This window comes from Kitasatospora sp. NPDC087861 (assembly GCF_044742585.1).
Lineage (GTDB): Bacteria > Actinomycetota > Actinomycetes > Streptomycetales > Streptomycetaceae > Kitasatospora.
Window position 1 is genome coordinate 227,716 of sequence record NZ_JBIUUS010000007.1, and the last position, 25,373, is coordinate 253,088.

Annotated in this window: 28 protein-coding genes and 2 pseudogenes; 16 read left to right on the plus strand and 14 right to left on the minus strand. The window is 73.2% G+C overall.

What is annotated here, in order from left to right; all coding sequences use genetic code 11:
* Nucleotides 1–34: 34 nt before the first annotated feature.
* Entirely contained in the window at nt 35–922 is an 888-nt protein-coding gene (locus ACIOJE_RS13580) for an NAD(P)-dependent oxidoreductase (RefSeq protein WP_400775943.1), read from the plus strand.
* A gap of 143 nt (nt 923–1,065) precedes the next feature.
* Here the strand turns inward: ACIOJE_RS13580 and ACIOJE_RS13585 are convergent, their stop codons facing one another.
* From ACIOJE_RS13585 to ACIOJE_RS13610, 6 genes and pseudogenes are all read right to left on the minus strand, one after another.
* Nucleotides 1,066–2,652: an AMP-binding protein gene (locus tag ACIOJE_RS13585; RefSeq protein WP_400775945.1), complete on the minus strand. Its 1,587-nt coding sequence runs from the start codon at nt 2,650–2,652 to the stop codon at nt 1,066–1,068.
* A gap of 112 nt (nt 2,653–2,764) precedes the next feature.
* Nucleotides 2,765–2,938, minus strand: coding sequence for an HAD-IA family hydrolase (locus tag ACIOJE_RS13590; protein ID WP_400776043.1), 174 nt, complete (start codon nt 2,936–2,938; stop codon nt 2,765–2,767).
* Nucleotides 2,915–3,139 (minus strand): annotated as a pseudogene (locus ACIOJE_RS13595) (VOC family protein); the annotation flags it as partial. The pseudogene ACIOJE_RS13595 and the gene ACIOJE_RS13590, both read right to left, overlap by 24 nt.
* An 86-nt stretch (nt 3,140–3,225) precedes the next feature.
* Entirely contained in the window at nt 3,226–3,726 is a 501-nt protein-coding gene (locus ACIOJE_RS13600; RefSeq protein WP_400775948.1) for an NUDIX domain-containing protein, read from the minus strand.
* A gap of 93 nt (nt 3,727–3,819) precedes the next feature.
* Nucleotides 3,820–4,071: a hypothetical protein gene (locus tag ACIOJE_RS13605; protein ID WP_400775951.1), complete on the minus strand. Its 252-nt coding sequence runs from the start codon at nt 4,069–4,071 to the stop codon at nt 3,820–3,822.
* Nucleotides 4,072–4,345: 274 nt separating this feature from the next.
* A complete protein-coding gene (locus ACIOJE_RS13610; protein WP_400775954.1) occupies nt 4,346–5,560 on the minus strand; it encodes a helix-turn-helix domain-containing protein in 1,215 nt (404 codons plus the stop codon).
* A 173-nt stretch (nt 5,561–5,733) separates the two neighbouring features.
* Between ACIOJE_RS13610 and ACIOJE_RS13615 the strand changes: the two genes are divergently transcribed.
* The 3 genes and pseudogenes from ACIOJE_RS13615 (at nt 5,734) to ACIOJE_RS13625 (ending at nt 6,942) form a co-directional block, all read left to right on the plus strand.
* On the plus strand, nt 5,734–6,324 hold the full coding sequence (locus ACIOJE_RS13615) for a DUF5919 domain-containing protein (RefSeq protein WP_400775957.1): 591 nt from the start codon (nt 5,734–5,736) through the stop codon (nt 6,322–6,324).
* Nucleotides 6,325–6,370: 46 nt separating this feature from the next.
* Nucleotides 6,371–6,585: pseudogene (locus tag ACIOJE_RS13620) on the plus strand (NUDIX domain-containing protein); the annotation flags it as partial.
* Between the two features lie 156 nt (nt 6,586–6,741).
* Nucleotides 6,742–6,942: a DUF397 domain-containing protein gene (locus tag ACIOJE_RS13625; RefSeq protein WP_400775959.1), complete on the plus strand. Its 201-nt coding sequence runs from the start codon at nt 6,742–6,744 to the stop codon at nt 6,940–6,942.
* Nucleotides 6,943–7,040: 98 nt separating this feature from the next.
* On the opposite strand, the gene ACIOJE_RS13630 is transcribed toward ACIOJE_RS13625, so the two are convergent.
* Nucleotides 7,041–7,379, minus strand: a complete 339-nt coding sequence (locus ACIOJE_RS13630) for a hypothetical protein (RefSeq protein ID WP_400775962.1) — start codon at nt 7,377–7,379, stop codon at nt 7,041–7,043.
* 357 nt (nt 7,380–7,736) lie between these two features.
* Between ACIOJE_RS13630 and ACIOJE_RS13635 the strand changes: the two genes are divergently transcribed.
* The 4 genes from ACIOJE_RS13635 (at nt 7,737) to ACIOJE_RS13650 (ending at nt 10,070) form a co-directional block, all read left to right on the plus strand.
* Entirely contained in the window at nt 7,737–7,958 is a 222-nt protein-coding gene (locus tag ACIOJE_RS13635) for a hypothetical protein (RefSeq protein ID WP_400775965.1), read from the plus strand.
* A 72-nt stretch (nt 7,959–8,030) separates the two neighbouring features.
* Nucleotides 8,031–8,873, plus strand: coding sequence for a transposase family protein (locus ACIOJE_RS13640; protein ID WP_400775968.1), 843 nt, complete (start codon nt 8,031–8,033; stop codon nt 8,871–8,873).
* A gap of 100 nt (nt 8,874–8,973) precedes the next feature.
* Nucleotides 8,974–9,639: a nitroreductase gene (locus ACIOJE_RS13645; RefSeq protein WP_280677688.1), complete on the plus strand. Its 666-nt coding sequence runs from the start codon at nt 8,974–8,976 to the stop codon at nt 9,637–9,639.
* A 233-nt stretch (nt 9,640–9,872) separates the two neighbouring features.
* A complete protein-coding gene (locus ACIOJE_RS13650) occupies nt 9,873–10,070 on the plus strand; it encodes an RICIN domain-containing protein (RefSeq protein WP_400775971.1) in 198 nt (65 codons plus the stop codon).
* Between the two features lie 102 nt (nt 10,071–10,172).
* Here the strand turns inward: ACIOJE_RS13650 and ACIOJE_RS13655 are convergent, their stop codons facing one another.
* Nucleotides 10,173–10,652, minus strand: a complete 480-nt coding sequence (locus tag ACIOJE_RS13655; RefSeq protein ID WP_400775974.1) for a hemerythrin domain-containing protein — start codon at nt 10,650–10,652, stop codon at nt 10,173–10,175.
* 917 nt (nt 10,653–11,569) lie between these two features.
* Nucleotides 11,570–12,214 carry a TetR/AcrR family transcriptional regulator gene (locus tag ACIOJE_RS13660; protein ID WP_400775977.1) on the minus strand — a complete coding sequence of 215 codons (645 nt, stop codon included), beginning with the start codon at nt 12,212–12,214 and terminating at the stop codon, nt 11,570–11,572.
* Nucleotides 12,215–12,342: 128 nt separating this feature from the next.
* On the opposite strand from ACIOJE_RS13660, the gene ACIOJE_RS13665 reads away from it, so the two are divergent.
* Entirely contained in the window at nt 12,343–13,044 is a 702-nt protein-coding gene (locus tag ACIOJE_RS13665; protein WP_400775979.1) for an SDR family oxidoreductase, read from the plus strand.
* 46 nt (nt 13,045–13,090) lie between these two features.
* The gene (locus ACIOJE_RS13670) at nt 13,091–13,513 is read left to right on the plus strand and encodes a tautomerase family protein (RefSeq protein ID WP_280677697.1); all 423 of its coding nucleotides are present in this window, start codon (nt 13,091–13,093) and stop codon (nt 13,511–13,513) included.
* Between the two features lie 88 nt (nt 13,514–13,601).
* On the opposite strand, the gene ACIOJE_RS13675 is transcribed toward ACIOJE_RS13670, so the two are convergent.
* Nucleotides 13,602–14,315 (minus strand): HAD family hydrolase, encoded by a 714-nt coding sequence (locus ACIOJE_RS13675; RefSeq protein ID WP_400775982.1) that lies wholly within the window; start codon nt 14,313–14,315, stop codon nt 13,602–13,604.
* 184 nt (nt 14,316–14,499) lie between these two features.
* Nucleotides 14,500–14,832 (minus strand): helix-turn-helix transcriptional regulator, encoded by a 333-nt coding sequence (locus ACIOJE_RS13680; RefSeq protein ID WP_280677701.1) that lies wholly within the window; start codon nt 14,830–14,832, stop codon nt 14,500–14,502.
* Nucleotides 14,833–14,973: 141 nt separating this feature from the next.
* Between ACIOJE_RS13680 and ACIOJE_RS13685 the strand changes: the two genes are divergently transcribed.
* On the plus strand, nt 14,974–16,215 hold the full coding sequence (locus ACIOJE_RS13685; protein ID WP_400775985.1) for an MFS transporter: 1,242 nt from the start codon (nt 14,974–14,976) through the stop codon (nt 16,213–16,215).
* A gap of 7 nt (nt 16,216–16,222) precedes the next feature.
* Here ACIOJE_RS13685 and pgm read toward each other — a convergent pair whose 3' ends face one another.
* Nucleotides 16,223–17,863, minus strand: coding sequence for a phosphoglucomutase (alpha-D-glucose-1,6-bisphosphate-dependent) (gene pgm, locus ACIOJE_RS13690; protein ID WP_280677706.1), 1,641 nt, complete (start codon nt 17,861–17,863; stop codon nt 16,223–16,225).
* Between the two features lie 176 nt (nt 17,864–18,039).
* The gene (locus tag ACIOJE_RS13695; RefSeq protein ID WP_280677708.1) at nt 18,040–18,339 is read right to left on the minus strand and encodes a YciI family protein; all 300 of its coding nucleotides are present in this window, start codon (nt 18,337–18,339) and stop codon (nt 18,040–18,042) included.
* Between the two features lie 264 nt (nt 18,340–18,603).
* On the opposite strand from ACIOJE_RS13695, the gene ACIOJE_RS13700 reads away from it, so the two are divergent.
* Nucleotides 18,604–18,942 carry a hypothetical protein gene (locus tag ACIOJE_RS13700; protein ID WP_400775989.1) on the plus strand — a complete coding sequence of 113 codons (339 nt, stop codon included), beginning with the start codon at nt 18,604–18,606 and terminating at the stop codon, nt 18,940–18,942.
* Nucleotides 18,943–19,005: 63 nt separating this feature from the next.
* On the plus strand, nt 19,006–20,496 hold the full coding sequence (locus tag ACIOJE_RS13705) for an FAD-binding protein (RefSeq protein ID WP_400775992.1): 1,491 nt from the start codon (nt 19,006–19,008) through the stop codon (nt 20,494–20,496).
* A 72-nt stretch (nt 20,497–20,568) separates the two neighbouring features.
* Here the strand turns inward: ACIOJE_RS13705 and ACIOJE_RS13710 are convergent, their stop codons facing one another.
* Entirely contained in the window at nt 20,569–22,065 is a 1,497-nt protein-coding gene (locus ACIOJE_RS13710) for a multicopper oxidase family protein (RefSeq protein ID WP_400775994.1), read from the minus strand.
* A 259-nt stretch (nt 22,066–22,324) separates the two neighbouring features.
* On the opposite strand from ACIOJE_RS13710, the gene ACIOJE_RS13715 reads away from it, so the two are divergent.
* The 3 genes from ACIOJE_RS13715 to ACIOJE_RS13725 all read left to right on the plus strand — a co-directional run bounded on the left by ACIOJE_RS13715 (nt 22,325) and on the right by ACIOJE_RS13725 (nt 25,197).
* A complete protein-coding gene (locus ACIOJE_RS13715; protein WP_400775996.1) occupies nt 22,325–23,707 on the plus strand; it encodes a pyridoxal phosphate-dependent decarboxylase family protein in 1,383 nt (460 codons plus the stop codon).
* 171 nt (nt 23,708–23,878) lie between these two features.
* Nucleotides 23,879–24,529 (plus strand): hypothetical protein, encoded by a 651-nt coding sequence (locus tag ACIOJE_RS13720; protein ID WP_280677716.1) that lies wholly within the window; start codon nt 23,879–23,881, stop codon nt 24,527–24,529.
* Entirely contained in the window at nt 24,526–25,197 is a 672-nt protein-coding gene (locus ACIOJE_RS13725) for a DUF6875 domain-containing protein (RefSeq protein WP_400776000.1), read from the plus strand. The genes ACIOJE_RS13720 and ACIOJE_RS13725 overlap by 4 nt, the downstream gene beginning before the upstream one ends.
* The last annotated feature ends 176 nt before the right edge of the window (nt 25,198–25,373 follow it).

Genomic DNA, 25,373 nt, shown 5'->3' on the forward strand with positions numbered 1-25,373 from the left:
TCACTGTATGCCGATATTTCAAGGGAGTTGCTTCATGTCCCCTCACGACGGACAGTCTGCCGTCACCGTGCTCGGTCTGGGTCCGATGGGTCGGGCCCTGGCCGGGGCGTTCCTGGATTCCGGTCTGCGGACCACGGTCTGGAACCGGACGCCGGGCAGGGAGCGCGAACTGGTCGAGCGGGGCGCGATCGGCGCCCGGTCGGCCCAGGAGGCGGTCGCCGCGAGCGCTCTGACCGTGCTCTGCGTGGTGGACTACGACGCGGCCGACGCCGTGCTGCGGCCGGACGCGGTCGCCGGTGCGCTCAAGGGGCGCACGGTGGTGAACCTGAGCGCCGACACCCCGGCCCGGGCCCGGTCCACCGCGGCCTGGGCGGCCGGGCACGGCATCGGGTACCTGGACGGCGCGATCATGACACCGACCACGACCATCGGGACGCCGGCCGCGGTGTTCATCCACAGCGGCCCGCAGGGGCTCTACCGGGAGCACCGGCCGGTGCTGGACGCGCTGGGCGGCACCCACACCCACCTCGGGGAGGAGATCGGGCGGGCGGCGGCCTACGACATCGCGCTGCTGGACGTCTTCTGGACCGCGATGGCGGGTTACGCGCACGCCCTGGCGGTGGCGCGGGCGGAGGGTGTCACCGCGCGGGAGCTGGCGCCGTTCGCCAAGGGCATCGGCGCGATCCTGCCGCCGCTCTTCGAGCAGCTCGCGGAAGGAGTGGACGGCGGCAGTTTCTCCGGCGAGGGCAACCCGCTCACCTCGGCGGTGTCGTCCATGGCCCACATCGTCCACACCTCGGAGGGCCACGGCATCGACGCGGGCGTGATGCGCGCGGCCGAGGGCATGGCCCGCCGCGCCATCGGACTGGGCCACGGCGAGGACGGGTTCGTCCGCATCGCGGAGGTCCTGGGCCGCCGCTGAACGCAGGGCCGGCGCGGGGCGGGGACGACGCCGGCGCGGAGCAGTCGACCTTGTCGCTTGTCGCGTAACGGCCCCGCCGGACGCCGCGCGCGGGAAGTCGGACCCGCCGACTTCCCGCGCCATCAGGGGCCCCGGGGGTGCCCTCAGCCCGCCGCCAGCTCGCGCAGCCGCTTCTTGTCCGGCTTGCCGACGGACGTCAGCGGGATCGCGTCCACGAGGTGCAGGGCCTGCGGCGCGTAGATGCGCCCCTTGCCCGCCGCGACGAACGCGCGCAGGTCCGCCAGCTGCGGCCGCTGCCCCGGCGCCGGGACGACGGCGACGTGGACGTGCTCGGCCTCCTGGGCGTCGCGCACGCCGAAGACCGCGCACTGGGCGATCGCGGGGTGGGTGAGGAGCAGGTCCTCCACCTCGGAGGGGTAGACGTGCCCGCCGACCACGATGATCGTGTCCTTGAGGCGGTCGGCCAGGTAGAGGTAGCCGTCCTCGTCGAGGTAGCCGACGTCGCCGGTGTCCAGCCAGCCGTCGCGCAGGACCTCGGCGGTGAGGTCGGGCCGCTTCCAGTACCCGGCCATCAGGGTGGCCGAGCGCACGAAGATCCCGCCCTGCTCGCCGGCCGGCAGTTCGGTGCCGTCGCCGGAGCGGATCACCACCTCGACGCCCGGCAGCGGGCGGCCGACCGCGACCTGGCCGCCGCGGCCGCCGCGGCCGCCGCGGCCGATGCGGTCGTGCTCGTGCGGGGCGAGCACGGCGATGTTCTGCGCCTCCGACATGCCGTAGCCGCCCACCAGGATCGGCCCGAACACCTTGAGCGCCTCGCGCACCCGGGTCGGCGAGGCGGCGCAGCCGCCGTAGGAGATGCGCTGCAGGCTGGACAGGTCGGTGCGGCCGATCGCCGGGTGGTCGAGCAGCTGGTAGAGCAGCGGGGGCAGCACCCACAGGTCGGTGATGCGTTCGCGTTCGACGGCGGCGAGCACCGCGCCGGGGTCGAAGGCGCGCTGGAAGACCACCGTGCCGCCGTGGCGCAGCGTCAGATCGGTGTAGATCCCGGCGAGGTGGGCGAGCGAGGTGGCGGCGAGGAAGCGGGGCGCGCCGGTGTCCGCGCCGCCGCCCCACGGGATGTCGAAGACGCGCTGGTAGGGGCCGTGCAGGCTGAGGATGCCCTTGGGGATGCCGGTGGTGCCGCCGGTGTGGCGGATGCCGAGGTCGTCGTGCGGGCCGACCCGGACGGCGGGCGGCCGGGCGGGGTGGTGGTGGGCGGCGGCGATCACGTCCTCGCCGGCCGCCGCCGCTCCCGGGCCCAGGGCGAGGACGGTGGGCACGTCGACCAGCGGGAGCAACTCGGCGGCCACCGCGGTGCGTTCGGCGTCGACGAGCAGGACGGTGGTGTCGACGCTCGTGGTGATCTCGGCCAGGACCGGGGCGCTCATGCCGTCGTACAGGCTGACCACCCGCGCGCCCGCCAGGCCTGCGGCGTAGCGGGCGCTGAGGGCTTCGGCGGTGTTGCCGGTGAGCAGGGTGACGGTGGTGCCGCGGGCCGCGCCGCGGGCGAGGAGTTCGTGGGCGAGGCGGTAGGTGGCGGCGGCGAAGTCGCCGGCGGTGATCTCGGTGCCGTCGGCGGTGGTGAGGGCGTGCCGGTCGGGGTCGGCGGCGAGGGACTGCAGGATCAGGGCGGGGGCGCTGACGAATTCCTGGTCAGCCGTGGCCGCTTCTTCCTTGTAGTGTGCAACCATATCCTCACCCTAGCCCCATCCCCCGCTCGTTTTGGGGCAGTTCGGCGCGGCCTGCGGGTGCGAGTGCGGGGGGCACGGGGCGGCCGAACCCGGCCGGGGCCCCGCGCACGGTTCAGTCGTCGCGGGCGCCTTCGGCGTCCAGGGTGTACTTGTCGCCGACGTGGGCGACCTCGTGCGGGGCCAGGTCCAGGGCCGCGCAGCCGGCGCGGAAGACGCCCGGCGCGGGCTTGGCCTCGCCGTGCTGGTCGGAGCAGACCAGCGGCGTGGTCTTCGGACGCAGGCACAGGTGGAACCGGTTCTTGATCGTCTTCGGTTCCGGCACCTGGTTGGAGTGCAGCAGCGGGCCCTCCGGGAGCATCACCTCAGTCTCCGGATCACCCGGGTTGTCCTCCGGATGCAGCGGACATCCGAGCCCCTCACTCCAGAACCGAGCCGGCTCATGGGCATCCGCACAGTCGATCGCCGCGTTCGGCAACACCGAGACCATGCACGAGATCCCGCCCGAAGCACCGCTCGGTCCGCTACCGATCTGCGGCCAGGCAGCACCAGCACTTTCGTCACAGGCCCCGGCGTCTAACGCGGTGGGGGCCGGTCCTCGTCACAGGTGGTGCGCTGGCCGTGGAGGAGGAGCGGGACGGCGCGGTTGGCGAGGGCCTCGGCGGCCCGGGCCGCTTGGGCGGGGGCCATGACGTCGAGCAGGTCGTGGGCGGGGACGAAGCGGGCGCCGAGCAGGCCACTGCGGTGCTGGGGCGGGACGGTGAGACGGGCGGCGGCGTGTTCGGTGATGGTGCCGCCGTCGAAGACGAGGTTGAGGCGCTCCAGGTAGCGGTCGGCGGGGGTGAAGTCGACCGCCAGGACGTCGGTCAGGCGGAGGTTGAGGCCGGTCTCGGCCCGCAGGTGGCGGGCGGCGGCCAGGTTGGGCGGCTCGTTGGGCCGGGCGGCGCCACCGGGCAGGATCAGGCCGTCCATGTAGTCGGGGTCGACGAGCAGCACGTCGCCGCGCGGGTTGCGGACGAGGACGAGGCAGCCGAGCCGGCACACCGGCGGCTTGCCGAGAAGGCGGGGGTCCCGCATCGGGGGGCTTACTTTCTGTTGCTGTCACGCCAGTTGAACCCGGCGAGGAGAGCGGCGGCGAAACACGCCCACCAGAGCAGGCGGGCGGCCAGATCAGTCGTCATACGTCAGGCGCTCGTAACGCAGACCCTCGCGCAGCAGGTCGACGACGCGGAGGAGTTCGGACGGGCGGGCCGAGCCCAGGCTGATCAGGTAGCACCCGGTCATCCGCCCGTGCTCCCAATCCACCTCCACCGACGGCAACTTCACCCCGCCGAGGGCAAGGACGGTGGTCAGGTCGTCGACGACGTCGGCCGCATCCCGCCGCTGATCGGCGGTGGCCCGGTTGAGGACGGATCCCATCACGCCCCCACCCGCCGCCGCACCTCGAACCCCCGCCAGGCACTGAAGGCGGCGGAGAGGAGCTGAAGGAGGCCAGCTCACCCGAGGTACCGCTGCGCAGCCACTCCCCCGTCGTCTCGTTCCGCACCCGGTAACACCGGCCCTCCGGTCCCAGCGGACCCCGTAGCCGTGGAGCTTGATACCAACAGTCACCTTTTGACTCCTCTCCGTATCCGTACGGAGAGATTCTCGTGGCGGCCACGACATCAACAGGGACGGAACGTCCTAGTTTTGGGATCTAGTCAGCCAGCCCCAGGGAGCGGGCAAGCCTCTTCAGGCCGGGCGGGCACGCCGGACCTGCCCAGAGGTCGGAGACGATGGCCACGGCGAGGGTGTGGTGCCGCATCCAGCCCGGCGCTACTCGCTGGAGCTTCTCCAAGGTCGCCACCGCTCCCGCTGCGTCCCCCATGTCCGTGTACGCGCGTGCCACGTCCAGGAGCAGCCAGGTCCGCCAGGACACCGGGGTGTCGTTGCTGAGCCGGATTCCCTTCGCGAGCCCCAAGGCTTCCTCCGGCCGGGCGAATTGGACCGCGAGCCGAACCCGCTCGATGCGCACCGAGGAGCTGTTGAACACGCTGACCATCCGGCCGTCGGCCGAGGGAGGGAGCTTCGAAAGGCGTCTGGTCGCTTGTTCTGCGGTCAGCATCATCTCGGATGCTCCGTCATAGTCGCCGCTTCGGGCCGTGCTGGTGGCTGCGGACATGATCAGTCCGCCCCATACCTTGAGCCCCTCCGCCTTCAACGAGTGCTCGTGCTCCACTCCGTCCGCTGCGTGGATGGCCAGCGTCTGCGCGTCGCCGAGGCGGTTCTGACGCTGATACGCCCAGGCCACCGAGTTGCAGATCATCGCTCCCAGCAGCGGGTCTTCTGCCGAGTCCGCTGCCGCTATTGCCCGTTCGAGACTGGACAGGCCGAGATCTGTCTTCCCGAGACGGATCGCGAGATGTCCGCCCAGTTGGAGAGCTTTTCCGAGCGCGTGGTTACCGGCCAGGCGGTCCTCGCCGCGTCCCACGGCCGCCGCGAGGCGGGCATCCGCGATTATCGTCGGCAGCGTCTCCATGACCCTGCCGAAGTCGGCCGCGTGATACAGGGTCCAGGCCTCTGCGATCTCGCCACGCAGCAGCGGAAGGGACAACTTCTCCGCGCCGTCCGCCACCGGCAGCGGCGTGAACAAGGGCGGCATGATCGCCCGCCGCACCGCGACCAGGCCCGGCGGGTCCGCGTCACCTGTCGACGGCACCGCCGGCGGATCGCCCAGAAGCGCAGTCAGCTCGATACCAAGCCCCTTGGCCAGCGCGTGAAGTGTCGGAAGCCGCGCCGAATGCTTCCGCTGCTGCTCAAGTTTCCGGACCACATCCAGCGACACGCCCGACTTCTCAGCCAGGCCCTCCTGTGTCAGATCGGTCAAGCGCCGCAGCCGCTTGACCCGATCCCCAAGATGATCGCTCGCCATATTCCCGACACTACGCGCACGCACGCCCCGACCGGCGCGAGTAGGCGACCCCGCCACCCCTGTTCACCACCCTGTGCGCCGCCGCTCCGCCACGGGGCGGCGGCGCCTTCTCAACCCCTCACCTGGTTACCTGATTCAACCCACCCGCCGCGACCTCAGGGGTTGATGAACGAGTGATCTGGCCCAACACCGTCCGGGCGAACGTCAAGACCGGGCACGACCGGGAGGTGTTCGCCGTCTACCCGTACCGATCGGCCTGCCCGCAGTCGGTCTGGGCGCAGCTGATCGCCGAGGCCCGGTCCGACGTGTTCCTCGCCGGCTACACCAACTACTTCGTCTGGCTGGAGCAGCCCGCCCTGTTGCAGACCCTTCAGCGCAAGGCCGAGGGCGGCTGCCGGGTCCGCTTTCTCCTCGGGGATCCGGACTCCGACACGACGCGCCAGCGCGAGCAGATCGAGGACGTCGCCCTCACGGTGTCCACCAGGATCAGGGTCACCTTGGAGAACCTGGCCAAACTCTCCGGCTCCGAGCGGGTCGAGGCCCGCTTCAGTGCTCCGGACGACGGCCCGAACCACGTCGGCCTCTCTGTCTTCCGATTCGACGAGCACGCCCTCGTCACACCCCATCTCGCCCGCGCCGTCGGCCACGACTCGCCACTGATGCACCTGCGGCGCAGCGAGGAGAACGGTATGTTCGACCGCTTCGCCGAGCACATCGAGGAACTCTGGTCCCGGGGCCGCGACATCCGCACCGGCCCGCACTGATGGCTGCGGCGCCGCCCACGACGAAACCCCTGCCCTCCTGCTGCCCATGAGCAACCATGCCGAGTCGCCCAACCCAACACCGCTGCACTCCGTGTCCGTCGCGGGGGCGGTCGTCCGCGCGGACGGGCGCGTGCTGGCGATCCGCCGGGCCGGCAACGGGACCGGGGAGCCCCGGGCGGGGTGCTGGGGCTGACCGAGACCGTCGAGGACGGCCTGCGCCGCGAGATCTTCGACGAGACCGGGATCAAGGTCGGCGTCGACATGAGCGAGGTCTACGCCGTCCGCATCCGCTCCCACGACGGCCACCGCCTCGCCGCCCCCAAGCACCCCGCGTGAGAAGTCGACCCCGCCGACTTCTCACGCCGACCGTACGGTGGCTGCCAGTTGGCACCGCCCGATCAGGAGGCAACCGCGTTGATGAGCAACCACCCCACCTCCTGGCGCAAGAGCAGCTACAGCGGCCAGGGCGGCGATTGCGTCGAGGTCGCCGACGGCTTCACCGATGTGCAGCCCGTCCGCGACTCCAAGGACCCCGCCGGGCCCGCCCTCCTCTTCCCCACCCCAGCCTGGCAGGCCTTCGTCACCGCCATCCGCGCCGGCGAGTTCGACGCCCGGTAGCAGCCAACCCCGACCCGGCAGCCGCGTGTGTGCCGAGGCGCCCCGCCGGACGGATCCGGCGGGGCGCCTCGGGTCTTCGAGCTCCAGATGATGGAGCGTCAGTTCAGCGACGAGACGCTCATGATGCTGCACACCACGAAGCCGTGGTGGTCTCCGTCGGACAGAAGCAAGGCGTGATATGAGTCGCGGCTCTCCTCAGGGATGTCGAGGAACCCCTCGATCTCGGGGACTTCACTGGCCCGGGTGATGCGCAGTTCGCTGTACCCGCGCCGGATCTTCATCGCCGCGACGTTGATGAACTCGATCTCCAGACCACCGTCCGGTTCCCGCGGCGCACCGCGCAGCACCAATGTCCGATGGGACACCGAGTAGGACCAGGGCCGGAACGGACGCTCGATCCGCAGGGGCAACTGGTCGATGCCAGCCAGGAACGTCATGTCGTCCCTCATTCGAAGGGGCTCGTAGTGACCTTGCCATTCTCGTACCATTGCACGCGTTTCTGCACCTCCGGTGGCGCCTTCTTGATCTGTGCCGGCTCCCAGGCCGTGGCGTGGTCGCCGGGCTTCGCGGCGTCTATGGCCTGCTCGGCCCACCTCTTCGCGTTCTCCTTCCCGATGTAGTCCAGGTTGAAGAAGATCTTGGTCGTTTTCTCCGGCTTGAGGGCCTCCAGGACGGTGTCCGTCCGCTTCGCCCCGGCGGGGAAGTCATGGTAGGACTTCGCCTTGACGACCTTGTCGGCGAAGTCCTTCAGAGAGCCTGCGCCATCTTGAAGTTGGCTGGTGGGAGGGGCTGGCGTGACTCCGTTCCAGTCGGCGCTCCCGCCGGACTACCAGCGCATCCTCGCTGTCGTCCGGCAGGCGGGCGCCCCGGTCATGGTCCGGCAGGTCGGCGAGGTGCTCGGCCTGGACACCGGCATCCGGGGCAAGCTGGAGCCGCTGCGCGGGAAGCTGACCAAGCTGGCCGAGCGTGGCTGGCTGCGCAAGTTCCCCGACGGCCGGTTCTCCACCCGTCCGTGACCCGCGGCGGCCGCCTGGCCGTAGGTCTGGTTCTGGCGTAACCAGGTTGCCGTCGACGGTAGTTGGGATTGTGTGACCAAAACCGAAGAGCCGACCGGGGACACCGTCCCCCTTGTCTACCAGTGCCGTCTGCCGCTGTCCACGAGCACCGTCACCCACCTCGCTGACCTGCTGCGACGCCATCTGAAGGCGATAGGTTCACGCTGGCGGGCCCTGCCGCCGGGCCGGATCGCGGTGATCGTCCTGGCCGTTCTGCGGCACGACCAGCGCCTGGCCGACATGGCCGGCGGCAACGGCGTCTCCGCCACCACCGTGCGCCGCTGGCGCGACGAGCTGATCGGCCTGCTGGCCGCGAAGGCCCCACGGCTGGACCGCGCTCTGAAGAACATCGCCAAACGGGGCGGCGAGGTCGTCCTGGTCGACGGCACCCTCATCCCCACCCAGCGCCGCACCGGCAAAGACAACCGCCCGAACTACTCCGGCAAGCACCACCGCCCCGGCCTGCGCTTCCTCGCCCTGACCGACGAGAAGGGCCGACTGGTCTGGATCTCGGCCGCCCGCCCCGGCCGCACCCACGACATCACCGCCGCCCGCCGCGACCACCTCCTCGCCCACCTGCGCGACGCCGGGCTCGGTGCGCTGGCAGACCCCGGCTTCCTTGGCCTGGACGACGACCCCGACGACCCCGTGGTCGTCACCGGCTTCAAGGCCACCCGCGCCCGCAAGCTCACCCTTGGCCAGAAGGTGGCCAATCGTATCCTCGCGGCCGGACGCGCCCCAGTCGAACACGGCTTCGCCCACCTGAAGAACTGGCGGATTCTCACCAAACTCCGCACCGCCCCCGTCCGCGCCACCCAGCTCCTGCGCGCCCTGCTCGTCCTGCTCGTCCTGACCAACCTCGAAGTCGCCCGCTGACAGACGATCCACACGGCAGACTGCGCCCACCACCAGGAACTCCTTGTGCGTGCTGAAGGGGTAGAGAGGTGGTTGTCGCTGAGCGAGAGGACGAGAAGACATGGATGTGTATGAAGCCGTGGACAGCCGCCGGGCCGTGCGGGCGTTCAGCGATGAGCCGGTACCCAAAGGGGTACTCGAACGAGTCCTGGCCGCGGCAACGAGGGCTCCGTCGAGTGGGAACCTCCAGCCGTGGCATGTGTATGTCGTGACCGGCGAGCCCTTGGCCGAACTGAAGAAACGCGCGACGGCCCGGGCACTGGCGGGAGACCCGGGCGATGAGCGGGAGTATCCGATGTACCCGGCCGAACTGACCTCGCCGTATCTGGATCGCTTCTCCGCCGCGGCCGCCCAGCGGTACAAGGCGCTGGGAATCGAGCGCGACGACCCCGACAGGCCCACAAAGATCGCCGCCTTGAACTCGGAGGCGTTCGGGGCGCCGGTCGCGCTGTTCTGCTACCTCGACCGGACGATGGGGCCCGGACAGTGGGGGGACGCGGGAATGTACTTGCAGACGGTCATGCTATTGCTGAGGGCGGAAGGGTTGCACAGCTGCCCCCAGGTGATGTGGACGATGTACCGAAAGACCGTCAGCCACATAGTCGGAGCCGATGACAGGCTCGCACTGTTCTGCGGTGTCGCGGTGGGATTCGAGAAGGAAGGCGTGCCGCGGCTGCGTACCGGGCGGGCGGACATGACGGAGACGGTGAGCTTCATCGGAGTGTGACCGTTCGCCGGTTCCGGCCCGTCGGCGCGGACGGGCCGGAACCGGCGAAGACCCCCGGCAGATGATCTAGAGGCCAGACTGCCGCCCGCCACCAGAGGGTGTTCCAGTGCCGGATGTCCTCGATCCGCTGCGGCCGGCCGGCGGGGTCCCGGAGTGCTTGACCGGTCTTCAGGTCGGCGGCGTCGAGCCAGGTGCGCTGGTCCTCGGACCAGAACGGGTGGTGGTCGGTGCTGGTGAGCGACCCCCCGTTCTCCAGGGTGATGTCGGTGTCGCCGCCGTCTTGCTGCCCGCGGGTCGACACCAAGGGCTACCAGCTCCGCAACACCTCCAACAACCGCTGCCTCGCCCTCCCCTCCTGGCAGGAAAACGGCGCCCCCGCCAAGGTGTGGGACTGCGTCCCCGCCTTCGACGACCAGGTCTGGAAGTTCTGACCCCGTGCCCGGAGGCATCCCGGTCCCGTCGGCGCCGTTCCACTGCGCCACGGCGACCTTCGCGCCGTCCGCCCGCAGCAGGTGACGTGCCGACGGACGTTGTCAGCCGAACCGGAACACCTGGTCGGACCAGCCGCTGTCAGGTACGACGCTGTCGAGGGCCTTGCTGATCGTCCGTTCCTCGTAGGCGAAGTGGGATTCCATGATCGCCGTGAGTCCGTCGAGTTCGCGCCCGACCGCCTCCAGGCCTTCGCCGGGCGATTCGGCGGCGTGGTCGGCGAGTTCGCGGACCCTGGCCAGGATGGCAGCGATCATCTCGTGGTCCTCGACGAGCTTGGCGACCGTCCCGGCGAGCTCGGGGCGTTCGCGCACGAGGTGGGCGAACACGCCCTCGTCCTCGCCCTGGTGGTGTGCCGTCAGCTCGGCGCAGAAGGCCAGGCAGTGGGTGCGCAGCGTGTCGTCGTCCAGCCGGCGTTGGCCGATTCCGGCCCTGACCGCGCCGATCCGGCGGCGCAGTTCCTGATGTGCTTGGGAGAGCTGAAGGCTCAGGGCGACCACACGGTCGCCGTCGGGGGAAGCCACGGAGGGCGGTCCCTTCGGTTCCACACCTCCATGCCTGACGCGGTCCGTCACCGGCACGCGATGCTGCCATCATCCGATCACGTGCCGCGACACCACGGCAAGCGCCGTCGCGGGCGGTATGCCGAAGGCTCCCCCGGAACACGGTTTCCGGGGGAGCCTTCGCCTGGCGGGCCCGGTGGGCGGCCACGTCCGCGACGCCTGTGTAGGCGGCGGCGTCGGCGGCGGCCTGGACGACACCGACGGTGCCGATGGCCGGGTCGTCGGTGTCGGCCGGTGCGGCCGGCCCTGCGTGGGGCGGGGTCGTGGTGCCCGCCCGGACCGGCGGGGCGTAAACCGGTGCGGGCTGCGTGAGCGGGCTGGCCGGCTACCGCGCGCTGTTCGGCGCCGACGGCTAAACCACGGCGGCCGATCCGGTTGGCGGGGCGCCCGCCGGGTGTTACGAACACCGGGTGACCGTGGCCGTGTTCGTGTGGGCGACCTGCGATCATCCAATCGCCGGATCGCTGACCAGGCTGCCCGAGGTGCCCGCCCGTCCGATGGACCAGGGCTATCGCGAGGCCGACGGATCCCGTCGCGCCGCCCGGCTTCTTCGCCCTGGAACCCGGGCCGTGGGGCGCCCCGCTCGTGCCCTCCGGCGCCTGCGTGCCGGTCTTCGCCGGGGGTCCCTGCGTCGGCGATCCGGACGGCGACGGGTTCCTGGTGTCCGCGGGGCCCCGGAACACCGCGGTCCTGCACCCCGATGACGCACCGTCACTCCAGCCGCATCCCGGCTGGGGGGCGCTCCCGGGGGCGCTGCGGCCTCGACGGCCGGAGTGGCATGAATCAGCTGCGCCCCTGCGGCGCGAAGGTGGGCACGCTCATCAGCGAGTGCAGCACCGCGTACAAGCTCCACCTGGACCCCGGCGGGGTGCGCGCGATCACGGGCCTGCGGGCCCCTCCCCCGGTCCGGCTGCGGCCCTTACGCGGACGGCGGGGGCGGGGGCGGGGGCTGGGGCGGACAGCCGGTGGCGGGCGGCGGCCAGGAGTTCGCCGGACAGCTCCCGGTCCTCGCTGGCGCGGGCCAGCAGGAGGGCGCCGACCAGGGTCGACAGGTCGGCGAGCGCGGCCTCGCGTTCGGCGGGGTCGGGCAGGTACTGGAAGCCGTCGACGAGGTCGCGCAGGCCGGCGGTGAAGGCGGTGCGCAGCGGGGTGCCGGGCTCGGCCCGGGCGGCGTCGGCGGCCAGCGCGGCGGCGGCGCAGCCCTGGCCGGGGTTGTCCCGGTGGGGGGTGGAGAGGTAGCGGGCGAGGAACTCGGCGCGGGGGGTGCGACCTTCGGCCGCGGGTTCGTCGGCGAGGTGGTCCATGGCCTCGCGGCGTTCGGCGAAGGCCGCGCCGAGCGCCTGGGCGACGAGGTCGTCCTTGGAGGCGAAGTGCCGGTAGAAGCCGCCGTGCGTCAGGCCTGCGGTGGCCATCGCCTGGGGGACGCTGACCTGGTCGGCGCCCTTCTCCCGGATCAGCCTGGCGGTGCTGTCGATCACCTGGCGGCGGCGGCGCTCGGCCTCGGCTCGTGACACGCGGGGCATGCCTGCGCTCCCTTCCTTCGCTCCTGTTTGTGGTGCTCCCACCTTCCCACCCCTTTTAGATGATGATAGTAATCTAAAAGGGTGGTGCCGGACACGGGCACCGCCACCTTGAGAGCGAGGAGACGCACATGACCGCGATCGAAGGCTCCGTCGCCCTGGTCACCGGAGGCCGGCGCGGCCTTGGCAGGGCATTCGTCGAGGAGTTGCTGGCGCGCGGCGCGAAGAAGGTCTACGCCACCGCCCGCACGCCCGACCGCAGCGAGGACGAGCGGGTGGAGGTCCTCGCCCTGGACGTCACCGACGACGCCTCGGTGGCCGCCCTGGCCGAGCACGTCCAGGACGTCGACATCGTCGTCAACAACGCCGGCGTCCTGTATCCGGGGGCGCTGCTCACCGCCGACCTGCGCCAGGTCCAGGCCACCTTCGACACCAACGTGCTCGGCCCGCTGCGCATCGCCCAGGCCTTCGCGCCGGTGCTGGCGGGCCGCGGCGGCGGGGCCCTGGTGGACATCCACTCCGCGCTGTCCTGGGGTGCGGGCGCGGGCGCCTACGGGGCCTCCAAGGCCGCCCTGTGGTCGCTCACCAACTCCCTGCGCGTCGAGCTCGCCGCCCAGGGCACCCAGGTCGTCGGCGTGCACCTGGGCTTCGCGGACACCGACATGGTGGCGGCCCTGCCCGTCGACAAGCTCCCGGCCGCCGAGGTGGCCCGCATCGTCCTGGACGGCGTCGAGCGCGGCGAGCGCGAAGTGCTCGTCGACGACGTCACCCGGGCGCTCAAGTCCGCGCTCTCCGGCCCGGTGGAGGGCCTCACCCTGCCCATCGGCCGCTGAGCCGCGCCCCCTTCCGGCACCACGCCCGATCCCGAGGAGAACACCCATGCCCCTGTGGCACGTCTACCACCCTCCCGGCACCTACACCCCCGACCAGAAGCAGCGCCTCGCCGCCGACATCACCGGGTTCTACACCCGCTTCGGGCTGCCGAAGTTCTACGTGGTGACGCTCTTCCACGAGATCGCCGCCGACTCCTTCCACGTCGGCGACCAGCCCGCGCACGATGCGGTGCGGATCGTGGTCGAGCACATCGCCCGGCACACCGAGGACCCCGACCTGCGCAAGCGCACCCGGGAAGCCCTCGCCGCCCTCCTCGCGCCCCACACCACCGGGCGTGGCCTGTACTGCGAGTTCCACATCGACGAGACGCCCCGGGACCTGTGGATGATGGACGGGATCTCCCCGCCCCCGCCCCAGAGCGAGGCCGAACAGCTGTGGGCCCGCGAGAACCGCCCGATCCCCTACTGACGGACACCTCGGCGCGCGGAGCGGGAAGTCGGCCCCGCCGACTTCCCGCTCCGGGACCCACCGACCCGGCAGGCGACGGGCGGTGGGTTCAGCCGTCAAGCGCGGCGGGCAGGTCGTCGAGGGCGTGGAGGACGCGGACGCCGTCCGCGACCGGTGCGCCACTGCGGGCCCGGTCGAGCCAGTACGCGCGCAGTCCCGCGTCGCGGGCCCCCACGGCGTCGAGGGCGTACTTGTCGCCGACGTAGGCGACCTCCCGCGGCGCGAGCCCGAGGCCGGCGCACCCGGCGAGGAAGATGCCCGGCGCGGGCTTGGCCTCGCCGTGCTGGTCGGAGCAGACCAGGGTGTCGCCGAAGTAGGGCAGCAGGCCGACGGCGCCGAGCTTGCGGCGCTGGTGGTCGGCGCTGGAGTTGGAGACGATCCCGAGGCGGTAGCCGGGGGCGAGCCTCGCCAGGACGGGTCCGGCGTCGGGGAAGGCCGCCCAGGCCGCGTCGCGGTGGGCCGCGTAGCCGGCGAACCAGGCGGCGGCCTCGTGGTCGGGCAGGCCGGCGGTGTCCTGGCCGAGGTGGGCGAGGAAGTGCCGGACGCGTTCGTGCTGCTGGCCGGTGAAGGTGAGCTCGCCGGCCAGGAAGCGGGCGTACTGAGCCTCCATGACCGCGCGCCACAGCACCAGGGCCGCCCCGGGCCCGGGGAAGCGGTCGAGCAGCCCCTGGTCCCGCAGGTGGGCGAGGATGCCGGCCTCCTCCGAACCCGAGTAGTCGAACAGGGTGTCGTCGACGTCGAAGAGCACGCCCCTGATCGGCACGCCGCCACCCCTTCCCGATCCGGTTTCCCGCCGGGGTGAGCATCCCACGCGTGCGGCGGGGCCCCGCGCCCGGGGCTCAGCGGTCGAGGGTGATCTCGAGGTGGTGCGGGCAGGGCGCGTCGGGCCGGCGGAGGAGCGGCGGGCGGCGGGTACGACCTCGGTCATAGGCCCCGGAGTGGAGCGCTCAGGCGGACGCGGCGGGCGCTGCGGCCAGGAGGGCGTCGAGCAGGCCCGGGAAGCGGGCGTCGAGGTCGGTGCGGCGCAGGCTGACGAAGCGGTTGCGCCCGGCGACGCGGGTGGTGGTGACGCCGGCCTCGCGCAGGACGCGCATGTGGTGGGAGACGGTCGACTTGTGGAGGTGTTCCAGGCCCAGGTCGCGGGGGGCGCAGGAGTGTTCGGCGCCGTCGGCGTAGCTGAGCAGCAGCGTCATACGGACCGGGTCGCCGAGGGCGTGCAGCACCGTGACGAGGTCGATGTCGGCGGTGGCGGGCTGGGGAAGCCGCTCGTCTTCGGGCATGGCGCGTGGTCCTCGTCGGGTGGGGGCCGGCCGGACGGGGGCCGGCCGGGCCGGGGTTGGTTTGACAATCATCCACCAATCCCTAGTGTTTGACGAGCATCAAACTGTTGCCCTATCATCAAACAATCGGGGGGCTTTCCCGTGCCCGTACGCCTGCTCCTGCTCGCCCTCGGCACCTTCGCCATGGGCACCGACTCGATGGTCGTCGCCGGCATCCTCGGCCCGGTCTCCGCCGACCTGGGGGTGTCGGTGCCCGCCGCGGGCCAGCTGGTCACCGTCTTCGCGCTCGGCTACGCGCTGCTGGCCCCGGTGCTGGCCGCGCTCACCGCCCGCTGGCCGCGCCGGCGCCTGCTGCTGAGCGCGCTCGTGGTGTTCAGCGCGGCCAACGCGCTCAGCGCGCTCGCGCCGAACTACGGCCTGCTGCTGGCGAGTCGGGTGCTGGCGGCGGCCGGCGCCGCGCTGTACACGCCGACCGCCAACGCGGTGGCCACCACCCTGGTCGCCCCCGAGCGGCGCGGACGGGCGCTGGCCACGGTGCTGGGCGGGATGACGGTGGCCACCGCGCTGGGCGTGCCGCTGGGCACCTGGGTGGGGCGCAGCGACTGGCGGATGACGATGTGGCTGGTCACGGCGTTGGGCGTGGCGGCGCTGGTGGGGCTGGCGTTGCTGCTGCGCGACCTGCCGCAGCCCGTCGCCGCGCCGGGGCTGCGGGCGCGGCTGGCGCCGCTGGGGCAGGGGCGGGTGCTCGGGGCGGCGGCCACCACGCTGGTGTTCTTCCTGGCCTTCCAGTGCGTCTACATCTACCTGGCCACCGCCGTCTCGGGTGCGACCGGGGGCGACGCCGACCGGCTGAGCCTGGTGCTGCTGACGACGGGGGTGATGTCGGTGGCGGGCAGCTGGCTGGGCGGGCGCCTGGTGGACCGGGTGGGGGTGCGGCGGGTGCTGCTGGCCGGTTCGACGGTGGCGGCGTGCGCGTTCGCGGCGCTGCCGTGGCTGGGACGCAGCATGCCGGGGGCGCTGGCGTACGCGGCGGTGGTGCCGCTGGCGGGGTGGGCGGTGTCGGTGGCGCTGCCGCACCGGCTGGCGTCGATCGATCCGGGCAACGCGCCGCTGCTGATCTCGCTGAACAGCAGTGCGCTGTACCTGGGGACGGCGGCCGGGGGTGTGGCGGGCAGTGCGGCGATCGCGGTGCTGGGCGGGCGGTGGTTCCCGGTCGCGGCGGCGGTGCTGGCGCTGGTGGCGACGGCGGTGGCGGCGGCGACCACGCGGGAGGGGCGGGCAGGGGCCGTCCAGCCGGGGGAACACGGGGGAAACCCGGAGGGGAACACGGGGGGAAACCCGCACGCCCCGGACCGGGAGTCCCGGTCCGGGGCGTGGCGGTGAGCGCGGGTCAGGCGCCGAGGACCTCGCCCACCAGGGCGCGGGCCTCCTCCTGCACCCGGGCCAGGTGCCCGTCGCCGAGGAAGGACTCGGCGTAGATCTTGTACACGTCCTCGGTGCCCGAGGGGCGGGCCGCGAACCAGGCGTTGTCGGTGCACACCTTGATGCCGCCGATCGCCGCCCCGTTGCCGGGCGCCTTGGCCAGCACCGCGGTCACCGCCTCGCCGGCCAGCTCGCGCGCGGTGACCCGCTCCGGGGACAGCCGGGCCAGCAGCGCCTTCTGCTCGCGGTCGGCGGGGGCGTCCACGCGGGCGTAGGCGGGGGCGCCGTGGCGCCCGGTCAGCTCGCGGTAGTACGCGCTGGGGGTGGCGCCGGTGACGGCGGTGATCTCCGAGGCCAGCAGCGCCAGCAGGATGCCGTCCTTGTCGGTGGTCCACACCCCGCCGTCGCGGCGCAGGAACGAGGCGCCGGCCGACTCCTCGCCGCCGAAGGCGATCGAGCCCTCCAGCAGCCCGTCGACGAACCACTTGAAGCCCACCGGCACCTCCACCAGCTCCCGCTTCAGGTCGGCGGCGACCCGGTCCAGCATCGAGGAGGACACCAGCGTCTTGCCGACCGCGGCGTCGACGGGCCAGTCCGCGCGGTGGCGGTACAGGTAGTCGACGGCCACCGCCAGGTAGTGGTTGGGGTTCATCAGCCCGCCGTCGGGGGTGACGATGCCGTGCCGGTCGGCGTCCGCGTCGTTGCCGGTGGCGATGGCGTACTCCTCGCGGCGCCCGATCAGCGAGGCCATCGCGGCCGGCGAGGAGCAGTCCATGCGGATCTTTCCGTCCCAGTCCAGCGTCATGAACCGCCAGGTGGGGTCGGTGACCGGGTTGACGACCGTCAGGTCCAGGCGGTGCGTCTCGGCGATCCGCGCCCAGTACGCCACCGACGCCCCGCCCAGCGGGTCCGCGCCGATGCGCAGCCCCGCCGCGCGCACCGCGTCCAGGTCCAGCACCGCGGGCAGGTCCTCGACGTAGGCGCCCAGGAAGTCGTGGCGGCCGGTGGTCGCCGCGGCCAGCGCCCGCGCGTACGGCACCCGCTTGACCCCGCGCAGGCCCTCGCGGATCAGCTCGTTGGCGCGGTCCTGGATCCAGCCGGTCGCCTCCGAGCCGGCCGGGCCGCCGCTGGGCGGGTTGTACTTGAAGCCGCCGTCGCGCGGCGGGTTGTGCGAGGGCGTCACCACGATGCCGTCCGCCAGCGCCCGGGGGCTGCGCCGGTTGTGGGCCAGGATCGCGTGCGAGACCGCGGGCGTGGGCGTGTAGCCGTCCGCGGAGTCCAGCAGCACCTGCACCCCGTTGGCCGCCAGCACCTCCACCGCCGTCACCTTGGCCGGCTCCGAGAGCGCGTGCGTGTCCGCGCCCAGGAACAGCGGGCCGGCGATGCCCTGCCCGGAGCGGTACTCGCAGATCGCCTGCGTGGTCGCCGCGATGTGGTCCTCGTTGAACGCGGCGTCCAGCGAGGACCCCCGGTGCCCCGAGGTCCCGAACGCCACCCGCTGGCCGACCTCCTGCGGGTCCGGCTTCAGCGCGTAGTACGCCGTCACCAGCCGCGCCACATCCACCAGATCATCCGGCTGCGCCGGCTGCCCGGCCCGTGCGTGTGCCATCCGTCTTCTCCCGCCAACTTCCCAGACGCGTCCTTGCCCCGTGCTCACTGATCGTAGCCAGAACGCGACCGTGCCCCGTACCGGCGGGCGGAACGGGGCACGGCGAGGCCGGCGTTCGGACGGCCTGGGTCGGGCGAACGGGCTTCAGACGGCCGGGCTTCGGGCGGGACCGGCGTTCAGGCGGGCAGCTGCTGGCGGTAGGCGTCCAGGGCGGGGGCGGTGGTGGTGGCGAGGAACTCGGTCACCGTGTACGTGACCAGGCCCTCGCGGGCGAACGGGTCGGTGCGGGTCAACTCCTCGACCGCGGCACGGTCCTCGCCCAGCGCGATGATCACCCCGCCCTCGCGCGGCACCTTGCGGCCCGAGGCGAGGAAGGTGCCGGCCTCGTAGTGCCCGCGCAGCCACTCGACGTGCTGCGGCAGGACGGCGTCGATGCGCTCCAGCGGGGCGGTGTACGTCAGCTCCAGTACGAACATGAGCCCAGGCTAGCCCCGCACCGGACGGGCCTCAGCGCCGGGGCCCTGCGGCGGGTGCCAGACCCAATCCTGCCAGCTCAGCGGCCGGTTGCGGTAGGACGCAGGGCACGCGGGTTTCGCCTTGCCCGGGGGCGGGCGCACACCGCAGACTCGTCGCCATCCACTCCTTCGGCCACGCACCGGCCCCTGCCCAGGGCAGCCGGTGCGCGCGTCGTGCTGCCCTGGGGGCCGAAGGCGGGTGGAGCGACGAAGGGGGACGTGAGGGTGACGGTGCACGGGGACCTGGTACTGAAGGCGCGGGTGCGGCTGCTGAGCCACAACGAGAGGATCCTGGACGCCCCGGAGGGGCTGTGGGTGTACCGGGCGCTGTTCCCGGTCAGCCCGCACGTGTACGCCTACAAGCTCGCCTACGTGCTGCGGACGGCCGCCGCCTCGCCGCAGGTGGCCCACCTGCCGCAGGCACGGCGGGCGCTGCTGGAGGAGGCCCGGGCCGCCGCCGCGCACATCCCCGCCGACGCCCCGGCCCACCAGGCGCGGATGTGGGAATACACCGTGGCCGAACTGACGAGACTGGAGCAGCGGCAGGGACGTGCGGGGCAGTAGGTGGTCGCGGGGTGGTTGCGGTACAACAATCCCTATTTGACGACTGATCGGAGAACTTCGGATATGAGCAGTTCAGGCCTGTCCCGCCGCGCACTGATCGCCGGCGCCGGCGCCGCCGTCGTCGGCTGGAACACCACCGCCCGCGCCTGGGCCGCCAAGCCGGGCGAGAACGTGGAGCACCTGCCCGCCCTGGACGGCACGGTGACCCTGCAGGGCGCCGGCCTGGAGCGGTTCTCCTCCGACTTCGGACACCTCGTCACCGCCGCGCCCCGCGCGGTGCTGCGCCCGGCCTCGGTGCGCGACGTGCAGAAGGTGGTGGCCTTCGCCCAGCGCCTCCGCATCCCGGTGGCCGTCAACGGGCAGAGCGGCGACCAGACGGTGGTCGGCGCGGACGCGCTGGAGTCGCACTCCAGCTACGGCCAGGCCAACCCCCGCGGCGGGATCGCGATCGACGCCCGTGGCCTGTCGCGGATCGTCTCCGTGGAGCCGGGACGGGCCGTGGTCGAGGCCGGCGCCACCTGGGCGCAGCTGACGGACGCGGCGCTGGCGCAGGGCTGGGCGCCGCCGTGCCTGACGGACTACCTGCACCTGTCGGTGGGCGGGACGCTGAGCGTGGGCGGGATCGGCGGGGCGGTGCAGCGCCACGGCCTGCAGGCGGACACCGTGCAGGAGCTCCAGGTGGTCACCGGTACCGGCGAGCTGGTGACGGCCTCGCCGGAGCGCAACCGGGAGTTGTTCGAGGCGGTGCTGGCCGGCGGCGGGCAGGTGGGGATCATCGTGCGGGCCACGCTCGCGCTGGTGCCGGCGCGCGAGCGCGCCACCGTGTTCACGCTGGCCTACGACGATCTGGACGTCTACCGCGCGGACCAGGAGAAGGTGATGGCCGAGGGCCGCTTCGACCTCCAGGTGGGCAACGTGGTGCGCAGCGCGGACGGTTCGCGGTGGCGCTACACGGCGGAGCTGGTGGCCTTCGGGGACGCCGGGCGTACGGTGGACCGGGAGCGGCTGCTGGCGGGGCTGCGCCCGGTGGCGGGTGAGACGTCGGTGGTGGAGCAGGACTGGCGCGAGTACGCGTTCCGGGTGGACGCGTTCGCGGGGTACCTGCGGGCGGCCGGGTTCTGGGGGCTGCCGAAGCCGTGGCTGAGCCTGTTCCTGCCGGCCTCGACGGTGGGGGTGTTCATGCGGGAGGCGACGGAGGTGCTGACCGCGGCGGACCTGGGGGCGGGGCTGCTGCTGTTCTACCCGTACGCGCGGGCGCGGGTGAAGGCGCCGCTGGCGGTGCTGCCCCAGGAGCCGGTGGGCTGGCACTTCGACCTGCTGGCGTTCCCGGGGCCGGGGGCGGACACGGCGGCGATGCTGGAGCGCAACCGGCGCCTGTACGAGCGGGCGGTGGAGCTGGGCGGCAAGCGCTACCTGATCGGGGCGGTGCCGGGGATGACGGGCGCGGACTGGCGGCGTCACTACGGCGGCCTGTGGGAGCGGGTGGAGCGGGCCAAGCGGCGGTGGGACCCGGCGGGGATCCTGGCGCCGGGCCAGGGCATCCACGCCGCCTGACACCCCCTCGGGCCACCCGCACCCTCGGGCGGCCCGAGGCCTGGCGGGCGGGGTCAGGCGTGGCGGGCGGGGTCAGGTGATCTCCATCTGCGCCATCATGCCCATCGCGGAGTGGTCCAGCAGGTGGCAGTGGTAGGGGTAGCGGCCGCGGTAGGCGTCGAAGACGGCCTGCAGGCGCACGCCCTCCCCCGGCAGCAGGCGCACCGTGTCCTTGAGCCCGGACTCCGCCGGGGAGGGGGCGGCGCCGTTGCGCGCCAGGACCCGGAACTGCACCAGGTGCAGGTGGAAGTTGTGCGGCACGTCCTTGTTGGCGTTGACGACCGTCCAGATCTCCGAGGTGCCGAAGGCCACCTGGGCGTCCACCCGGGCCGGGTCGTAGACCTTGCCGTCGATCAGGCCCAGGGGGGCGGCGCCGGGGCTTTCCTGGTACTCCAGGACCACGGTGCGCTCGCGCACGGCCGCGGCCACGGGGGGCAGGGTGCGCAGCCGGGCGGGCACCGAACTGGGGTCGTGGGCGGGGCGGGTGACGTCGAAGCGCAGGACCTGGCCGACGTGTTCGGCGGGGCCGGGGGGCATGGAGTTGGTCAGGGCGACGCTGGTGCCCACCGGGTAGCGGGAGAAGTCGACGACGACGTCGGCGCGTTCCCCGGGGGACAGGTCGACGGTGTCGGTGACGTGGGGGCGTTCCAGCAGGCCGCCGTCGGAGCCGATCTGGGTGAGGGGGCCGCCGTCGGCCAGGCGCAGGGAGAAGAAGCGCAGGTTGGAGGAGTTGAGCAGGCGCAGCCGGTACTTGCGGGCGGCGACGTCGACCTTGGGCCAGGGGCGGCCGTTGGCGAGGATGGTGGTGCGGTTGAAGGGGTCGTCCATCCGGTAGACGAGGTTGGCGTCCTGGTCGAAGCGGGCGTCGCGCAGGGCGATGGGCAGGTCGTACTGGCCGGCGGGCAGCGGCAGGGCGGCTTCGGTGGCGTCGGTGATCAGGTAGGTGCCGGCCAGGCCGCGGTAGACGTGCTCGGACTCCAGGTGGTGGGCGTGGTCGTGGAACCACAGGCTCGCGTGGGCCTGGTCGTTGGGGTAGGTGTAGGTGCGGGTGCGGCCGGCGGCGATCAGGTTCATCGGGCCGCCGTCGCTGTCGGCGGGGACGCGGGCGCCGTGCAGGTGGACCGAGACGGGGTCGTCCAGGAGGTTGGTCTGGCGCACCCGGACGGGGCGCCCGGAGCGGGCGCGGATGACGGGGCCGGGGAAGGACCCGTTGTAGGTGAGGACGTCGGTGCGGTGGCCGGGCAGGATCCGTGCGGAGGCGCGGAGCATGGTGATGGCGTAGGTGTCGGCGCCGCCGTCGGTGGACACCGGGGCGAGCACCGGGGGGACGGGCATGGCGGTGGTGAACTTCGGGGCCAGCGCGGGCCCGGCGTCGGGCCCGGGGTCGGCGGCGGCGGGGTCCGGGCTTCCGTGGTCGTGCCCCTCGGCCGCGGCGGCGGCGGGGGCGGCCGGGCGCAGGGTGGTGCGCATGAGCAGGACCCCTCCCCCGGTCGCCAGGGCGGCGCCGATCATCCTGCGTCTGGTCACCATCGCACGTCCTCCTGCTGCCGGCCCGGTGGGTGGGCGCCCCGGCGGGTGGTGCGGGGGCGGGTTCCGGGGGTGATTGCAGCAGCGGGTCCTTGCGCCCGGTTGGGGTCCGGCTGAGGCCTACCGGCCGGTAGGGCGGGGTGCCCGGGCGGGTCCGTGGCGGGCCGCGGGGTGAGCTGCGGGTGTTGCGGCCCGCTTGCGGGCGCCGGTCACCGTGGCTCGGGAAGCACTGGAGGATCCCTCGAAGGGAAAGGGCCACAGCGTGGACCTGCGGTACTGGCTGCCGAGGGCGGCCGAGGTGGCCGAGCGGTGGGGCGAGCGGTTCGGGCCCTTTCGCCCGCACCCCTCGCACCAGGTGGACGACGCGGACTTCGCCGTCGCGTTCGAGCGCTTCGCCAAGCGCCTGGAGCACAACTACCCGTTCTTCCATCCCCGTTACGCCGGGCAGATGGTCAAGCCCCCGCACCCGGCCGCCGTCGTGGGCTACCTGACGGCGATGCGGTTCAACCCCAACAACCACGCCTACGAGGGCGGGCCGGCCACCAACGACATGGAACGCGAGTGCGTGGCCGCACTGGCCGCCGTGTTCGGCCTGCCCCGGCACGTGGGCCACCTCACCAGCAGCGGCACCATCGCCAACCTGGAGGCGCTGTACGTGGCCCGCCAGAGCCACCCCGGGCGCGGCGTGGCCTACAGCGCGCAGGCCCACTACACGCACAGCCGGATGTGCCACGTGCTGGGCCTGCAGGGCCACGCGGTGCCCGCCGACACGGCGGGGCGCATGGACGTGGGCGCGCTGGAGGAACTGCTGGCCACGGGGCGCGTCGGCACGGTGGTCGTCACCGCCGGCACCACCGGGCTCGGCGCCGTCGACCCGGTGCACGAGGTGCTGGCGCTGGCCCGCCGCCACGGGGTGCGGGTGCACGTGGACGCCGCCTACGGCGGGTTCTTCGCGCTGCTGGCCGCCGACGACGCCCAGGCCGACGCGCTGGAGCTGGACCCGGCCCCGTGGCGGGCCATCGCCGGCTGCGACTCCGTCACCGTCGACCCGCACAAGCACGGCCTGCAGCCCTACGGCTGCGGCGCGGTGCTGTTCGCCGACCCCGCGATCGGCCGCCACTTCGCCCACGACTCCCCCTACACCTACTTCACCGACGCCGAACTGCACCTGGGCGAGATCAGCCTGGAGTGCTCGCGCGCCGGCGCCTCGGCCGCCGCCCTGTGGCTGACCCTGCAGCTGCTGCCGCTCACCGCGCAGGGCCTGGGCGCCGTCCTGGCCGGCGGGCGGCGCGCGGCGCTGGCCTGGTCCCGGCTCGTCGACGACAGCCCGCAGCTGACCCTGCACCAGCGCCCGCAGCTGGACATCGTCACCTACTTCCCCACCCCCGAGGGCCCGCTGTCGATGTCCGCCGCCGACGCCGCCAGCGAGCGCGTGCTGCGCCAGGGCATGGCCGACGAGCACGACCCGGTCTACCTGAGCCTGCTGCGCGTGGACGCCGCCGACTTCACCCGCCGCCACCCGGGCGCGGGCGCCGACGCCGACGGGGCCCGGGTGCTGCGCAGCGTCCTGATGAAGCCCGAGGCCGAGGAGTACCTGCCGCGCCTGCACACGCGGGTGGCCACGCTCGCCGCCGACCGGCCCTGAACCACCCGTACTGCCGTACTGCTGCACCGCCGTACCGCTGCACCGCTGCACCGCTGCACCGCTGCACCGCCGTACCGCCGTACCGCTGCCCCGCCGTGTCCCGCGCCCTGTTCCGGTTCCGCCGCTGCCGCCCCTGCCGCCGTGCCCCTTGTCTGCCGAGGAGTGTGTCCGTTGACCACCGCCACCGCCCTGCCGGGCGCCGCCCTCGCGGCCCCCGCGGTCCGCCCCGCCCGACCCGGGGAGGCTCCCGCCCTCGCCCGGGTCCTCGCCGCCGCCTTCCAGGACGACCCGCTCACCCGCTGGGCCTTCCCCGACGACGCCTACCGCGCCGCCGTCCTGCCCGCCTTCTTCCGCGTCCACGTCGACCAGTGCCTGGCCCACCGGGGCGTGCTGACCACCGAGGACGCCGACGCCGCGCTGCTGTTCCTGCCCCCGGGCGTGTGGGAGGACCCCGGCCTGCACGACGACGGCGCCGCCCGCGCCCTGGACGAGGCCGTCGACGCCGCCGCCCACCCCGACAGCGCCCGCCGCCTGGCCGCCATCACCCGCCTGCAGGCCCGCCGCCACCCGCGCCACCGCCCGCACTACTACGCGGCGTTCATCGGCGCCCGCCCCGACGCCCACCGCGCCGGCACCGGCACCGCCCTCCTGCGGGCCTTCCTGGCCGCCGTCGACGCCGACGGCCAGGCCGCCTACGCCGAGACCAGTTCCCCGGGCGGCGCCCGCCTGCTCGCCGCCGCCGGCTTCACCCGCTTCGGCGACGCCCTCGCCCTGCCCGCCGGCGGCCCCATCCTGACACCCGTGTGGCGGGGTGCCCGGTGAGCGCGCACACCGTCGACGCCGCCCTGCGGGTCTACTCCGCCGACCAGATCGACGCCGGAGCGGCCGCCCACCACGCCGAGGCCGCCGAGGTCCTCGCCTGGAGCCGGCGCTTCCTCACCACCGCCCACCCCGACCTGGGGCGCAGCGGCCCCGTCTGCCCCTACACCCAGCCCTCGCTGCGCCGCGGCCTGTTCCACATCGCGGTCGCCGAGCCCGGCGCGGACGGTGATCTGCCCGCGCTGGTGGGCGAGTTGCGTGCCTGGTACGAGCGGCTGCTGGCGGGGCTGGTGGAGGAGTCGGACCGGGAGCTGCTGACCGTGCTGCTGGTGCTGCCCGGCCTCGACCGGGCGGACTCCACCGTGCTGGACGAGGCGCAGCGCAAGGCCAAGGACGAGTTCGTCGAACAGGGCCTGATGATCGGCCAGTTCCACCCCGCCTGCGAGGAGCCGGGCCTGTGGAACCGCTCCTTCCGGCCGCTGCGCGCGCCGGTGCCGCTGCTGGCGGTGCGCAAGCTGCTGGTCTTCGACCTGCCCTTCCTCGTCGACGACGAGGCCCATCTGGCCCACTACCTGGCCCGCTTCGCCCCCGAGGTCCCGGCCCGCATCCGCGACCAGCTGGTCTGCGGCATGACGGAGCACCGCAGGGCGGTGCGCCTGAGCGCCGCCTGACCCGCGGCCCCCTGCGCGCGGAGGAGGCCCCCACCGGGCCGGCCGGCCAAGGCCTCCTCCGCGCGCGCCCCTTTTCATCCTCCGCTTTTCGTCCTCCGCTTTTCGTCCTCCGCTTTTCGTCCTCCCCGCGATCCGGGTCCTGGTGGTCAGCTGTCCCCTGCCCGCCGCGCCACGCG